General features: G+C 60.0%; 13 protein-coding genes. 12 read left to right on the forward strand and 1 reads right to left on the reverse strand.

Translation table 11 applies throughout. The annotated features are described in order from the left end of the window. The first annotated feature begins 134 nt into the window (after positions 1-134). From FHX06_RS18805 to FHX06_RS18835, 7 genes are all read left to right on the forward strand, one after another. Complete coding sequence (locus tag FHX06_RS18805) at positions 135-1,442, forward strand: ABC transporter substrate-binding protein (RefSeq protein ID WP_183880433.1); 1,308 nt, start codon at positions 135-137, stop codon at positions 1,440-1,442. After that, complete coding sequence (locus FHX06_RS18810; RefSeq protein ID WP_183880435.1) at positions 1,442-2,401, forward strand: carbohydrate ABC transporter permease; 960 nt, start codon at positions 1,442-1,444, stop codon at positions 2,399-2,401. The genes FHX06_RS18805 and FHX06_RS18810 overlap by 1 nt, the downstream gene beginning before the upstream one ends. Further along, positions 2,398-3,219, forward strand: coding sequence for a carbohydrate ABC transporter permease (locus FHX06_RS18815; protein WP_112972315.1), 822 nt, complete (start codon positions 2,398-2,400; stop codon positions 3,217-3,219). Before FHX06_RS18810 ends, FHX06_RS18815 begins: the two co-directional genes overlap by 4 nt. Positions 3,220-3,224: 5 nt before the next feature. Beyond that, a complete protein-coding gene (locus tag FHX06_RS18820) occupies positions 3,225-5,276 on the forward strand; it encodes an alpha-L-fucosidase (RefSeq protein ID WP_112542406.1) in 2,052 nt (683 codons plus the stop codon). Between the two features lie 140 nt (positions 5,277-5,416). Then, positions 5,417-6,451 carry a LacI family DNA-binding transcriptional regulator gene (locus FHX06_RS18825; protein WP_112972448.1) on the forward strand — a complete coding sequence of 345 codons (1,035 nt, stop codon included), beginning with the start codon at positions 5,417-5,419 and terminating at the stop codon, positions 6,449-6,451. 37 nt (positions 6,452-6,488) lie between these two features. Further along, a complete protein-coding gene (locus FHX06_RS18830; RefSeq protein WP_183880437.1) occupies positions 6,489-7,586 on the forward strand; it encodes an ABC transporter ATP-binding protein in 1,098 nt (365 codons plus the stop codon). A gap of 2 nt (positions 7,587-7,588) precedes the next feature. After that, a complete protein-coding gene (locus FHX06_RS18835) occupies positions 7,589-9,835 on the forward strand; it encodes a glycosyl hydrolase family 95 catalytic domain-containing protein (RefSeq protein WP_183880439.1) in 2,247 nt (748 codons plus the stop codon). A gap of 141 nt (positions 9,836-9,976) precedes the next feature. On the opposite strand, the gene FHX06_RS35630 is transcribed toward FHX06_RS18835, so the two are convergent. After that, entirely contained in the window at positions 9,977-10,372 is a 396-nt protein-coding gene (locus tag FHX06_RS35630) for a hypothetical protein (protein ID WP_246715590.1), read from the reverse strand. 96 nt (positions 10,373-10,468) lie between these two features. On the opposite strand from FHX06_RS35630, the gene FHX06_RS35635 reads away from it, so the two are divergent. From FHX06_RS35635 to FHX06_RS18860, 5 genes are all read left to right on the forward strand, one after another. Beyond that, positions 10,469-11,608 carry a hypothetical protein gene (locus tag FHX06_RS35635; protein WP_246715591.1) on the forward strand — a complete coding sequence of 380 codons (1,140 nt, stop codon included), beginning with the start codon at positions 10,469-10,471 and terminating at the stop codon, positions 11,606-11,608. 307 nt (positions 11,609-11,915) lie between these two features. Next, a complete protein-coding gene (locus tag FHX06_RS18845) occupies positions 11,916-13,049 on the forward strand; it encodes a transporter substrate-binding protein (RefSeq protein ID WP_183880677.1) in 1,134 nt (377 codons plus the stop codon). Next, a complete protein-coding gene (locus FHX06_RS18850) occupies positions 13,046-13,627 on the forward strand; it encodes an ANTAR domain-containing response regulator (RefSeq protein WP_113016980.1) in 582 nt (193 codons plus the stop codon). Before FHX06_RS18845 ends, FHX06_RS18850 begins: the two co-directional genes overlap by 4 nt. Then, positions 13,628-14,476: an ABC transporter permease gene (locus FHX06_RS18855; protein ID WP_112542411.1), complete on the forward strand. Its 849-nt coding sequence runs from the start codon at positions 13,628-13,630 to the stop codon at positions 14,474-14,476. Then, positions 14,476-15,396: an ABC transporter permease gene (locus FHX06_RS18860; RefSeq protein ID WP_112542412.1), complete on the forward strand. Its 921-nt coding sequence runs from the start codon at positions 14,476-14,478 to the stop codon at positions 15,394-15,396. The genes FHX06_RS18855 and FHX06_RS18860 overlap by 1 nt, the downstream gene beginning before the upstream one ends. Positions 15,397-15,403: the final 7 nt, after the last annotated feature.

A 15,403-nucleotide genomic window follows, 5' to 3' on the forward strand; every position in this document is an offset into this window, starting at 1 on the left:
CATTTATTCGCAATGACCTAAGTAAATTGTCGTTTGTTTATCGATAAAAACACTTGTTGGATGCAAAATAGATGATAACGTTTCAACTAAATTGAATGCCGGATGGCAGCAGTCAACGTTTGGGAGGACGTGACATGACCAACAGCAATAGATTTATGCCCGAAATCCGTCGCCGCACGTTGCTCGCAGGAGCGGGCAGCACCGCCCTGCTGGCCATGGCAGGCGCAACGAGAGCTCAGGATACAGTTAGCGGCGAACTCGTCGTTCTGAACTGGCTCGGCGGCTCAGAACTCGACATGATGCATTCGATCCAGAAGGCCTTTCTGGCGAAATATCCCAATGTCACGATCCGCGAAGTCGCCATCACTGGCCAGGGTGACATGCGCGGCGGCATCCGCACCGCGCTGATGGGCGGCGAGGTCGTCGATGTGCTCTTCAACACGTGGCCGGCCTTTCGCAAGGAACTTGCCGATGCCGGCATGCTCCGGCCGATCGACGATCAGTGGAAATCCTTCGGTTGGGACAAGCTCGTCAGCCAGTCGTGGAAGGATCTCGGATCCATCGGCGACAAGACCTACGGCCTGACCTACACCTTCGGTGACCGCTCCGGCATCTGGTACAAGAAGGAGCATCTCGCCAAGGCCGGTATTGCCGAACCGCCTAAGACCTGGGACGAATTTGTCGCCTCCTTCGCGAAGCTTACAAAGGCGGGCTATGCCGCCCCGATCGCGATCCCCGGCAAATACTGGGCGCATGCCGAATGGTTTGAAACCCTGTTGCTCAGAACCGCAGGTGTGGAGACGGCGGCGAAGCTTGGCGCCCATGAAATCCCGTGGACCGATCCAGCTGTGAAGACCGCGCTGACAAAATACGCCGAGATGCTGACGTCCGGCTGCTGCGGGGCGCCGAACACCATGCTTGCCAACGACTGGGACGGTGAGGCCGACCAGGTCTTCCAGGCCAATGCCAAGAACTATCTGCTGATCGGCATGTGGATGAACAATCGCGCCAAGAACGACTACAAGCTGGTCGAGGGCAAGGATTACGGTCTGTTCCAGTTCCCGTCTCTCGGCATGGGCCATGACGATACATCGAGCGTCGACGCCAAGGAGCTGTTGGTGACGACGAATGGCCCTAATCCGAAGGCGGCAGATGCCTTCCTCGATTTCTGGACGAGTGCCGAGGCCGCCAACATTCTCGCCAAGGCCGGTTATGCCTCGCCAAGCAGCAATGTCGATGCGTCGCTCTATGGTGAAGCACAGAAAGTGGCGACGCAGGCCGTCGCAAGCTCGAAGCTGCAATTCGTGCTCGGCGACCTGCTGCCCGGCGATCTCGTCGACGAGTATCGCGTGCAGTTGCAAAAGTTCCTGCAGGATCCGTCGAGCGCCAATATCGATACGGTTCTTGCGGCTATCGAAACCAAGGCCCAAGGTTCCTACTGATGGCTGACACCTCCGCTTCCCCGGTGCGGGAAGCGGCGGGCGTGATGCAGGGTTCTCCGCTGGCGGCTGGCATCAAAGGCCGTCGGCGTCTGCTTAGGGACACGCCCGCCGCACTGATCCTGATTGCGCCGGTTATCGTGTTGTTTGCGATCGCCGTGATCTATCCGTTGGTCGAGACGATCCGGCTGAGCTTCTGGGATATCCAGGGGCTCAGAAAGCCTGCCTTTATCGGCTTCGGCAATTATGCGCGGCTCTTCGCCGACGCGGCTTTCCGCAACACGCTGCTGACGACCTTGATCTTCACCATCGGCACGACCGTGATCTCGGTGGCGATCGGCTGGGTTCTGGCGATGCTGTGTGCCTTCGCGCCGCAGCAAACCCTGCCCTTCCGCGTGATGATCTTTGCGGCCTTCGGCATTTCGGAAGCAGTATCAGGCTATATGTGGATCGGCATCTACAGGCCGGATGCCGGCGGCCTGCTCAATTCATTGATCCAGCTTCTGGGCTTTCCCGATTTTGCCCATGCCTGGCTCGGCGACGCCAACACCGCCCTCTGGGCGCTGATCGTTGCAGCCTCCTGGAGCGGTGTCGGTCTGCCCCTGATGCTGATCTTCGCTGCCATACAGGCGATCCCCAAATCTGTGCTCGAAGCTGCCTACATGGATGGTGCCAGGCCGCTCTCGACCATGCGGCACATCATGATGCCGCTGTCGATGCCAGGCGTGCGCGTCGCTGTCTTCATCAACCTTCTGACGGCCCTGCGTGCCTTCGACATCATCTATATCCTGACCGGTGGGGGGCCGGTGCGTTCGACCGAAACCGTCGGCTATTTCATGTATCGGGAATCCATGACCCAATTCAAACTGGGCTATGGTGCCGCCGCTACCGTCATCCTGCTGCTTGCAGTCCTGATCGTCTCGATCCCCGCCATCATCCAGCGAACGGCAGGTGCGAAATGATCGGCAAAGCTCCTCGCTGGATTATCGTCGTCGTCGGCATCGTCGCCTTCATCTGGGTGATCCCGATCATCGGCATCGTCGTCACCTCATTGCGTCCACCGGAAGGCGTATCGCTCGGTTGGTGGCGCTTCGATCATTTCGATCTTACGCTCGATGCCTGGCACCGCGTCTGGGACAAATACCCGCTCGCAGATTCCATGTGGGTGACGATGAAGACGGCGGGTATTGCGACGGCACTCACCATGCTGCTCACACCGGCCGCCGCCTATGCCTTCCACTTCCTGACATTCCCCTTCCGCCGGGTGCTCCTGATCATCATCATCAATGCATTCGTGCTGCCGCAACAGGTCGTCATCATTCCGCTCTTCACGCTCTGGCGCGACATGGGGCTGATCGACAACATTCTATCTGTGCTCATTCCCTACGTCGGGCTGTCCTTCGCCTGGTCTATCTTCCTCGTCAAAAACTTCTTCGAGGATTTTCCGCGCGAACTCGTGGAGGCCGCCAAGATCGACGGCTGCGGGCCACTCGCAACCTTCCGCCATGTGGTGCTGCCGAACAGCCTGTCGCCGATCTTTGCCGTCGGCATCCTGCAGTTCCTCTGGACATGGAATGCGCTCCTGCTGCCCATGCTCTTCCTGCGCAGTGATGTGCCCCTTCCCGTGCTGCTTGCTCGCATTTCCGGCAGCTACGAGATCAACTGGGACCTGAGATCGGTGGCCGCCATCCTCACCACCATCGTCCCCCTGCTCGTCTTCCTCGTTTTCCAACGTCAGTTCGCCGCCGGCTCGCAAACCCGCACCGGCGCAAAGGAATAGGACCCATGCCCAAGACAACGAACAAGCCGCTGCGTTACCGCCAGATCCATCTCGACTTCCATACGTCGGAACATATTCCGGGCATCGGCGCCGACTTCGATCCGGATGCCTTCGTCTCGACGCTGAAGGCAGCCCATGTGGATTCCATCACCATTTTTGCCAAGTGCCATCACGGCTGGTCCTATTATCCGACCAAGGTCGGCAAGCCGCATCCGCAGCTTGCCCGCCCAGACCTTCTCGGCGACATGGTGAAGGCACTTGCCGCGGCTGATATCGAAAGCCCGATCTATATCTCGGTACAATGGGATGAGCTGACGGCGCGCGAACATCCCGAATGGCGGGCGATGAGCGCCTCGAACCGCTATCATCACGACCGGCCGGCCGACCCTTCCGCCGGCAAGCAACTCAGCCCCGCCTGGCACACGCTCTGCCTCAATCATGCGGGCCTCAGGCACTATATCCTCGAACAGGCACGCGAGGTCGCGCAGAACTATCCGACGCAGGGCCTCTTCTTCGATATCATCCTGACGCCGGACTGCGTCTGCCCAGCCTGCGTCGAACGCATGCTGTGCGAAGGTCTCGACCCTGAAAACCCGGCCGACCGCCTGAAGAACGACGAAGCCGTCAACGAGCAGTTCCGCCGCGAGACGAGTGAAGCGCTGTTTGCCGAATTCCCGGGCTTGCGTGTCTTCTACAATTGCGGTCACATCCACAAGCAGGGTCCGGAGCGCTTTTCGACCTACTCCCATCTCGAGCTCGAAAGCCTGCCGACCGGAGGCTGGGGCTACGACCATTTCCCTTCGAGCGCCCGTTATGCCGCCACACTCGGCATGGATTTCCTCGCTCATACCGGCAAGTTCCATACATCCTGGGGAGAGTTCGGCGGCTTCAAGCACCCGGACGCGCTGGAATATGAGTGTGCGCAAATGATCGCGCTCGGCTCCAAATGCCTGGTCGGCGACCAGCTTCATCCGAACGGAGCGATCAACCCCGATACCTACGCTTCGATTGCGCCGGCCTATCATCGTGTCGAAAAACTCGAACCCTTCCTGGAGGGCGCAAAGCAGATTTCCGAAATCGCGATCCTTTCGGCGGAACACATGAACCCCAAAGGCGCGCGCAACCATCCAAGCGATGACGGCGCCGCCCAGGTACTGCAGGAGCTGAAACGGCCTTTCGACGTACTCGACAGGTCCGGCCGTTTCGAGCAGTACCGCCTGCTGATCCTGCCGGACGAAATCCCTGTCGATGCCGCGCTCGCCGCCCGGCTCAAGTCCTATCTCGCCGGCGGCGGCAAGATCATCGCTTCCTGGCATTCAGGCCTTGATGAAAACGGACAATTTGCTGTCGACTTCGGTATCGAAAGAGGAGCCGCGCCCATCGCTTTCAAGCCTAGCTATGTGAAAGCCGGAAAGGATCTCGACCCCTCCATGCCGGAAACGGCCTTCGTTTTCTATGATGATGCCGAAGCCGTCCGTTCGGTGGGCGCAACGGTGCTGGCCGGCGTCTATCCGTCCTACTTCAACCGCTCCTACAAGCATTTCTGCTCACATCAGCACGCACCCGATGACCCGGATGCCGATATGCTGGGCGCGGCAGTGACCGAACACAAGGGCGCGGCCTATATTGCCTATCCGATCTTCCGGCTCTACCGGGCGATGGGCCAACCGCTCTACAAATACCTGGTTCGCGGCCTTCTCGACCGGCTTGTTCCCGATCCGGCCATGGTCACCGATCTGCCCTCGTCCGGACGGGCGACGCTGACGCATCAGATCGAGCACGACCGCCATATCCTGCATCTCCTCTACGGTCCGCCGCAGATCCGCGGCAAGGACGTGCGTGGCGATGACGGTTCGACCCGGGTCATGGAAATGATCGAGGACATTCCGGCGATCGGCCCGGTCAATGCCACGGTGCGCCTGCCGGCAAAACCGAAGCGCGTTTTCGATGCGATGACAGGAGAGGATCTTGCCTGGAATGCGGGTGACGATGGCGCCATCAACATCACGGTACCGCGCCTGCGCATCCACAGCGCCGTGGTCTTCGAAGGCGCATAATGCAGGTTGAAGTAAGGGAGCCGTCGGACTTTGCTCTTGCCGCCCGCAATACTGGTGGGCGGCGGAGCGCTGGGCTATACGACGGAAAGGCGCCTGGCCAGGCGTCATTTCCCATGGATGAATGCAGGAGCCCGCTCGAAATGCAACAGACGGACCAGACGGCCGGAAAGAGGCGCGGAGCCACGATCATCGACGTTGCCAGGGTGGCAAACGTCGCAGTCGGCACCGTGTCCCGCTATCTCAACGGCCAGACGATCCGCCGCTCCAACCGCGAACAGATCGAGCGGGCGATCCAGGATCTCGGCTATCGGCGCAATGCTGCTGCCGCCTCGATCCGCACTGACCTCACCCATATGATCGGCTTCCTGGTGCCGACCTTCGACGAATTCCATTCCCGCATGCTCGAGCATCTCGCCCATTCGGTTCGTCCAACCGGACGGGCACTGCTAACTTACTGCCATGGCGGCGATCCGCGCGTGGTCGCCGAGGCACTCGATTTCTTCGCCGCGCAGCGTGTCGATGCGCTGGTCATGGACGGCACCGCGGAAGTTTATGACCGCGTCGACGACCTGATCCATCACGACATTCCGATCATCTTCTATAACAACGACGTTCGCGGGCTGGCAGCAGACCGGGTCATGGTCGAGAACCATCGCGCGAGCTATCGCATCGTCAGCCACCTCATCGATCTCGGCCATAGCCGCATCGGCATTTTGACAGGCGATCCGCGCAATTCTTCGGGTATTGAACGGCTGGCGGGCTATGAACAGGCGTTGCGCGACCGGGGCATAACAATCGATCCTACCCTCGCGGCGCGTGGAAACTGGCGCATGGACGGCGGTTATGAGGCGACCAAGCGATTGATGTCGCTTGAAAATCCGCCCACCGCGATCTTTTCCGCCAATTATGGCATGGCAGTCGGAGGGCTGAGCTGGCTGAAGGAGAACGGCCGGCATGTGCCCGAGGATGTTTCGCTTGCCAGCTTCGACGATGTGGCAATCTTCCGGCTCTACGAAGCCGGCATTACGGCCGTCGCCCAGCCGGTGGCAAGCATTGCTGAAACCATCACCGACATTCTCGTGGAACGGCTGACGGAGCCGTCAGGCGGGGCGACGCGCAGTGTCGTCCTCGAATGCGACATCATCCTGCGAGGCTCGACGCGACGGATCACCTGACGCGTTCTGCCCGCCAAGCGGTTAAAGGGAGGAAGCTTTGGCCAGTGTAGAGTTGCACGATATCGACAAATCCTATGGCAGCTTTCAGGCGATAGAGGGACTCAATCTGAGCGTCGACGACGGTTCGTTCACGGTCTTCGTCGGTCCCTCCGGCTGCGGAAAGTCGACGCTTCTGCGCATGATCGCCGGCCTGGAGAAGATCACCGCCGGCGACCTGACGATCGGCGGACGGCGCATGAACGAGGCCGATCCCATCGAACGCGGCGTCGCCATGGTTTTCCAGAATTATGCGCTTTATCCGCATATGACGGTGGAGCAGAATATCGGCTTCTCGCTGCGCATGGCCGGCATGGGCAAGGCCGATATCCACCGGAGCGTTGCGGCTGCCGCTTCGACCTTGCAGATCGAGCCGCTCCTGAAACGCAAGCCCGCTCAACTCTCTGGCGGACAGCGCCAGCGCGTTGCGATCGGCCGTGCGATCGTTCGCAACCCCGCAGTCTTCCTGTTCGACGAACCCTTGTCGAACCTCGATGCGGAACTCCGAGTCTCCATGCGCGTAGAAATCGCCAAACTGCACCGGCGCATCGGCGCGACGATGATCTATGTCACGCATGACCAGACCGAAGCGATGACACTCGCCGATAAGATCGTCGTCATGCGCGCCGGCAAGATCGAGCAGGCAGGCACGCCGGATACGCTTTATGCCGATCCCGACAATTTCTTCGTCGCCGGCTTCATCGGCTCGCCGCGGATGAATTTCCTCGATGGCACGCTCGGCGCGGACGGGGTGATCAAGCTCGATTGCGGCACTGCTTTCAGAGCAGCCATCGTCGGTCCGGGCAAGGACATGCCGGTCAAGGTCGGCATCCGCCCGGAACATTTCACCGGACAGGACGAAGGAGGCGGCGCGATCGATGTCAAAGTCGACGTCGTGGAAAACCTCGGAGGAACCCGCTTCATCTACGGAACTCTCACCTCGGGCCAATCCGTCATCATCGAGGACCGCTCGGAAAGGACGCTGCTCCCGGGCGAGACGGTCAGCGCCGGCTTTTCCGCGAGAAAGGCGCTGCTCTTCAGCGTCGACGGCCTGCGGATCCGCGACATCAGACCGGCAAACAGCATCCCGGCAGAATGATCATGACGGACAACCTTCTCTGGTACGATGCCCCTGCGCGGCTCTGGACGGATGCGCTGCCGCTCGGCAATGGTCGGCTTGGTGCTATGGTCTTCGGCGACCCTGTTTCCGAACGACTGCAGATCAACGAAGCCACCTTCTGGGCCGGCGGGCCTTACCAGCCCGTCAATGCCGATGCCTATGGCCACTTGGAGGATGTGCGGGAGCTGATCTTCGCAGGCCGTTACGCCGAAGCGGAAGCGATGGCCGAAGAACATCTGATGGCGCGGCCGATCAAGCAGATGTCGTACCAGCCGGTCGGCGATCTCCATATCGATTTTCTCCATTCGCAGACCGTCGGCAGCTATCGTCGCACGCTCGATCTCGATACGGCGATCGCCACGACTTCGTACATTTCCGAAGGCATCACTTTCTTTCGCGAGGCCTTTGTTTCCCCAGTCGACGGTGTGCTTGTCGTACGCCTTTCGGCAGATCGGCCCGGAGCGATCAGATGCCGGATATCAATCGACAGTCCGCAACGGGGACAATTCGTCGAGCAAAACGGCCCGGAACTGACTTTCTCCGGCGCCGGCAAGGCGGAATGGGGTATCCCCGCCGCCCTGCGTTTCGCCTTCGGCATCAGGGTGGTCAACATAGGAGGGAGTGTCAGCTCTTCGAGCGGCATACTATCCGCCAAGGGCGCCGACGAGCTGCTGATCCTGCTCGATGCAGCCACGAGTTTCCGCCGTTATGACGACGTCTCCGGCGACGCGGATGGCATAATTACCGGACGCCTTACGAAAGCCGCGCGCCGTAGCATCGAGAGCATGCGCCGTGACCATATCACCGAACATCAAAGGCTGTTTCGGAGCTTCACTGTCGATCTCGGCACGACACCGGCAGCTTCTCAGCCGACAGATCGTCGTATTAGTGGCTTTGCCGAAGGCAATGATCCCGCACTGGCTGCCCTTTATGTGCAGTTCGGCCGCTACCTGGTGATCGCCTCATCGCGCCCTGGCACCCAGCCGGCAAACCTGCAGGGCATCTGGAACGAGGAGACCGACCCGCCCTGGGGCAGCAAATATACTGCCAACATCAATCTGCAGATGAATTACTGGCTGCCGGCGCCTGCCAATCTGCCGGAATGTATCGAGCCTCTTGTCGAGATGGCGGAAGAGCTTGCCGAAACCGGCAGCGAGATGGCTGAGGTGCACTACCGCGCCCGCGGCTGGGTCATGCACCACAATACCGATCTCTGGCGTGCGACCGGTCCGATCGATGGTGCCAAATGGGGACTCTGGCCGACTGGTGGCGCCTGGCTTATGGCGCAACTGCTCGACCTCAGCGATTATCTTGATGACGCCGAAGGCTTACGCCGGCGGCTTTTCCCTGTTGCCAAGGCCGCTGCCGAGTTTATCTTCGATGTGCTGGTTCCTCTTCCGGGCACCGATTATCTGGTGACCAATCCTTCGCTCTCCCCGGAGAACGTCCATCCGCATGGCGCCTCCCTATGTGCTGGGCCGGCCATGGATAGCCAGATCATCCGGGATTTCCTCAATCTGCTGCGCCCGCTCGCAGTCTCCATCGGCGGCGAAGACGCACTGGTCTCCACGATCGACCGCGTGTTGCCGCACCTGCCGCCCGACCGGATTGGTGCTGCCGGTCAGTTGCAGGAATGGCTTGAAGACTGGGATATGCAGGTACCGGAGATCCATCACCGCCATGTCTCGCATCTCTACGGCCTCTATCCGAGTTGGCAGATCGACATGGACAGGACGCCCGCGCTTGCCGCGGCGGCCCGCCGCTCACTGGAAATCCGCGGTGACGACGCGACGGGCTGGGGCATCGGCTGGCGCATCAATCTCTGGGCACGGCTTCGTGACGGCGATCATGCGCTCGATGTGGTCAAAATGCTGATCGGCCCCGAGCGGACCTATACCAATCTATTCGACGCCCATCCGCCCTTCCAGATCGACGGCAATTTCGGTGGGGCCACCGGCATCCTGGAAATGCTGGTGCAGTCTCGCCCCGGCGAAATTCACCTGCTCCCGGCCTTGCCCAAAGCCTGGCCACGCGGCTCAGTGCGCGGTTTGCGCGTGCGGGGCGGCATGCTTCTCGACCTCGACTGGGAGAATGGCAGGCCGGTGAAGATTGCGATTTCGGCAGCACGGGATATTCAGACCGTCATCCGTTTTGCGGACGGCAGATTCACCGTCACCCTTGCCGCTGGCCAGACTTTCATGGCGAGCAAGGACGAACTCTTCGTATAGAGGTCGAGCCTCTGCGTGAACTTAGCTCTTGGTGGCACGCGTTGATTATCGGACCAGCAGGCTGCGGACTGGCGATATCGACGTCGATCTTGTTCGCCCTGCTTCGAAGGCAGATATTTCCGCCGCTACGCTCTTGCCTTCCTAGGATTGGCATTCCTCAGAATATTGCGCTAGTGTCGGCCATATGAGTGCGAATAGCGGATCAAAGACATCGATCCGGCCGGTTTCTTGCCAGGCGCCGACACAATAGTTGGATGGCGCAAACAAACGGCGCGATTTATCCGGCAACTCGATCGGGAAAGCTACTGCCGGCGGAGCCTTGGTCATCCTCAATCCGGGTGGCAGACCAATGGTCCGATTATGGAATTGAACGTCCGCATACCTGGCATTTTCGCCGATATCATAATGCGCCTCCCGCAATCGGCCGGGAAAATCCCGGTGCGAGATCACGTCGCCGTCAAAGACAATGCCAAGAGACCTCCAGGAACGGGTAAAGCAATTCTCTTCAAAGCGGAGCAGATCTTCCTGTTCGCTCAAGGGACAGAAGTCCAAGCTCCAGCCTGATCCGAATGGAGAACAACTCTCCCATTTGAATTTATCGGCGTCAGTCGCATAGCCAATGAGGTTGTTGCGATGCTCCAGCTTCGCAAATCTCTTCTTCTTGGCAATCGGCGCCCGAAGGAGCCAGGTATTGTTGAAGACGTAATGCGGTCCATCCGCAATATGCTTTTCGGGAAACTTGAAGAGTACGCCCTTGGCATGCTTGTCGCCTTCGGGTCCGGGAATGTGAATGTTCCAGCCAAGATTGCCATAGACATAAAAATAGCCGGAGCGCTGCATTTCGAAGGAAAACGGCATATAGCAATCGACGAACTGGTTTCGACGGATCGTCCAGTTCCATGCGAAATTCTCGGGCTCGACGGCATTGTCCTTTATCCGCACGAACCAATTATCTTCGATGAGAATATTCCGGGCGAAGGCCTCCTTGGTAGACTCCGATGCCTGATTGAAGAAATGAACGCCGTTGAATGCGTCTGTGATGATGTTGTCGCGGATGATGACATATCCGGCAATGGTCCAGGCGCGGAAGAAATCGCCGTCATAGGCACGTGCATCGCCGTTCGGATCAACCGGACCATCCTCGTCGCCCGATCCATGCACCTGCTTCCAGAGGATATCGCTCCAAAGCCTGCAGTCTGTGGGGGACAAGTCGGCACGAACGTGACCATTGCCCCTGATCGACAGAACGTCGTCTTCGCCGTGGCTTTTCGTATCCTGCACCCAGCTGCATTTTTCGATGAGCAGGTGACGCGTGTAGGGGCCGGCCGCACCGATCGCAATGCATCCTCCCCTGAAATCGACGCGGCGTATGAAAATGTGCTGGCAATTGTCGAGGTATATTGCTGTCGGCCAGCAGTTCCTGAAAACCAGTTCGTCGATGATAACCCATTGGCAATCGCGCAATGTCAAAGCCGCATTGTCGGCCATGAAATAGATACCGGGAAACGAACCGCCCTTCTGGTGAGCGGCAGCCAGTTTGTTCGCAGTTTCCTGGTAGGCGTCGAAGTCCATATCAGAGCCCAGGGTTGCTCCCGGACCGGTGATGCATATAGGACGTTCCTCGGAACCTCGTTTACCTGTTATCGTTATCGGATCGGAGTAACGGCCTTTTTTCAGGTAAAGCTCATCACCCGGTCCGAGCCGGTTGAGCTTCCTATTGATATCTTCGGCATTGACCTTTATTTGCGCTTTCATTCAATGCCGCCCCAATAAAAAACGTCATCGACACTATCGTCTGAGTTGATGTTTTTGCAAGCACTCCCGCTGGCGTCTCGCACGGCGCAAAAGCTTCATCGTCAGGCCTTCGGCCTGCAGTTGTGATCTTACGGTGTCGCCCCTCGTATTTCGCCCGACGCGCGCTTGACAAAGTTGAATTGCCTGTATTTTATTCAAGCCTGCGGATTAGGCAAAACGCTCCGCATTCTCACATGACTTCGATAGTCGCTGGGCAGTTTCGCCCCATGATGGCCCCGTCGCGGATGGGACGCTTTCATGGGGTTTTTTGGTTTTTGGCTTGCAGATGAATGATGCGTTGAAAATTGGCATTCTTTACTCCACCACCGGCCCCTACGGCTCGATGGGGCGCGACGCACGCGATGGCGCAGAATTCGCGATTGCCGAATTCGCCGCGACGAGCGGTCGGCCGGTCGAACCGGTCTTCTTTGATCCGCAAGCTGATCTTGCCGCCTATCTCGAAGGTGCCCGTCGTCTGCTGCGTGCCGGCTGCCGTCATATCGTTGGTACCATTACCTCGGCCGCCCGCAAGGAGGTCATCCCGCTTATCGAAAAACATGACGGGCTGCTTTGGTACATGTGCCCCTACGAGGGTTTCGAGGCGAATGAGAATGTCATCTATGTCGGTGGTTGCCCCAACCAGCATCTCCTGCCGCTTTTCGAGCACTTGATCCCACGCTACGGCAACCGGCCCTATCTCGTCGGCGCCAATTATGTCTGGGGCTGGGAGATGAATCGGCTTGCCCGTGAACTCACTACCAATGCCGGTGGCGAGGTCCTCGGAGAGCGCTATCTGCCGCTTGAGGAAACCGCAGTCGAGCGCATTGTCGCCGATATCGAGCAGCGCCGTCCGAGCTTCATCCTCAACAATCTGATCGGGCCGTCGAGCTATGCCTTCCACGAAGCGATCCGGCGGCTTGCCGATCGCGACCCCGCCTTCCGGCCGGAGAACTGCCCTGTTGTCAGCTGCGACCTGATGGAATGCGAGCTCGATGATATCGCACCGGGGGCCGCGACTGGCCAGCTCTGTGCCGCCTCCTATTTCGACAGTATCGCGACATCCGAAAACGCCGAATTCAAGCAGCGGATCGTGGCCCACTTTGGTGCCGAACGCCGTATCTCCAGCGTCTTTGCCAGTGCCTATACAGCCGTGCGGCTCTGCGTCGATGCGATTGTGGCGGCCGGGGTTGACGAGCCTTCCGCGGTGCGCCGGGAATTGTACGGCAAGAGCTGGGCGACACCTTTCGGCGCGCTCAACATCGACCGCGAGACGAACCATGCGGCCCTGCCCTTCCATCTCGGTTGCATCAACGCTCAGAACGGCTTCGATGTGATCGCCTCGCGCCCGCCGCTCGCCGCCGATCCCTATCTGACCGGCCGCAGCAAGGCGTCTTCGCCGAGATTGCGGGTGGTATCATGAAGCAAACACCCAATTTCACCGGCTGGCATGCCGTCGTCCTGCACCGCGAGGACGGCAATACCGAAAGGCTGATCCGTCAACTGCGTCTGCTGGGCTTGTCGGCCACGCTGCAGTGGGCGCCACTTTCAGCCGCAGCCGTACCCGACCTTGTCATCGTCGATGCCGACCAGGGTTTTGATGGTCTCCTGCCCTGGAGCGGTGCAACTCCGACATGCCCCGTCGTCGCGTTGCTCGGCTCGGAAGCGCCTGGCCGTATCGCCTGGGCGCTCAGCCAGGGCGCCGGCGCCGTTATCGCCAAGCCGATTGCAGCCTCCGCGGTCTATCCGGCCCTTGTCATGGCCGTCTCCATTCATCAGGAGCGCAAGAGTGTCGCCGAGCGCCTTCAATATCTGGAGGAACGCATACGCCTGCGCCCGCTCGTACATGCCGCCGTCGAAAAACTGATGAAGGCGCACGCTGTCGATGAGGAGCGCGCCTATTCGATCCTGCGTAACTGCGCCATGCGTCGCCGGCTGCCGATGGAACAGATTGCTGCCTTCATCATCGGCGGCATAGAACCCCTGCCGGAGGCGGGTTGAATGCGTGTATTGAAAGCCATTTTAAGGCAGCCGACCGCCCTTTTTGGCCTTGTCGTCGTGCTTATCGTCATCGGCCTTGCGGTGGCGGCCCCCTGGATTGCGCCCTTCAATCCCGATGAGCAGATGTTCGACGGATTGTCGCTGGAAGGCGCGCCGCTACCGCCCGGCGGCCCCTATCTGCTCGGCACCGATACGCTGGGGCGCGACCTCTTCTCGCGCATGCTCTTCGGTGCGCGCACTTCGCTCGTCATCGGGCTCGTCGCCAACGGCATCGCGGTTGCGATCGGCCTCTTGATCGGCATCCTCGCCGGCTACATGCGCGGCATCATCGGCAATATCCTGATGCGCTTCACCGATCTGATGATGGCATTTCCGGCGTTGCTGCTGGCGATCGTGCTTGCAGCTCTCCTGCGGCCGAGCCTTTGGATCGTCGCCATGGTGATCGCGCTCGTCAACTGGGTACAGGTCGCCCGTATCGTCTATACCGAGACGCGCGGACTGGTGGAACGTGATTTCATCATGGCCGAGCGCTCGCTCGGCGCCGGGCACATGCGCGTGCTCTTCCTGCATATTCTGCCACATCTGGTGCCTACGGCGATTGTCTGGGGCACGCTCGGCATCGCCACGACAGTGTTGCTGGAAGCTACCCTCTCTTTCCTCGGCATCGGCGTACAGCCGCCGCAGCCGTCCTGGGGCAACATCATCTTCGAAAGCCAGAGCTATTTCCAGGCTGCCCCGTGGCTCGTCTTCTTCCCCGGTGCGATCATCCTGCTGACGGCGCTCTCCTTCAATCTCGTAGGGGATGCGCTGCGCGACATTCTCGATCCGACCCAGCGCGGGAGAGGCTGATGACCTTCCTCATCCTTCGCCGGCTCGTTCAGGCCGCTCTGATCCTTCTCGGCGTCGCCGCCATCACCTTCGTGCTGCTCTATGCATTGCCGGCCGATCCAGCGCGCATGATCGCCGGCCGCAGCGCCACGGCGCAGACTGTTGCCAATATCCGCCATGAACTCGGCCTCGACCAGCCGCTGCTCGTGCAGTTCAGCACCTATCTCTCCAACCTGTTGCACGGCAATCTCGGCCGCTCCTATGCGCAGAAGACCGAGGTCTGGACGCTGATCGCCGCCCGCCTGCCGGCAACGCTCGTGCTCATGCTGGCCGGCATTCTGGTGGAAGTGGCTCTCGGCCTGACGCTCGGGACGCTCGCCGCGGTCCGTCGCGGCGGTTTCATCGACCGGCTTATCATGACCGCCTCCTTCGTGGGCGTCTCGGCACCGCAATTCGTCGTTGCCTTGCTGCTTCTTTATGTTTTTGCCGTAACGCTCGGATGGCTACCCATGAGCGGCTACGGCACGTTCGCCCATGTCGTGCTGCCAGCCACCACCCTCGGCGTCCTTGGCGCCGGCTGGTATGCACGCATGGTGCGATCAGCGATGATCGATGTGCTCAATCAGGACTATGTTCGCACCGCGCGCGCCAAGGGCCTGTCTTCGCGCCGCATCATCTTCCGCCACGCCCTGCCGAACGCCATCCTGCCGATCATCGCCATGATTGGCATCGATATCGGACAGTTCATGGGCGGCGTGGTCGTGGTCGAAGCCGTCTACGGCTGGCCCGGTATCGGCCAGCTCGCATGGCAGGCCATCCAGCAGGTTGATATTCCGATCATCATGGGCGTGACGCTGACATCAGCACTTGCCATCGTCATCGGCAATCTGCTCGCCGATCTCGTGGCCCCGCTTATCGATCCACGCATCCGTACACGTTGACAGCAAC

The sequence above is a fragment of the Rhizobium sp. BK512 genome (assembly GCF_014194915.1).
Lineage (GTDB): Bacteria > Pseudomonadota > Alphaproteobacteria > Rhizobiales > Rhizobiaceae > Rhizobium.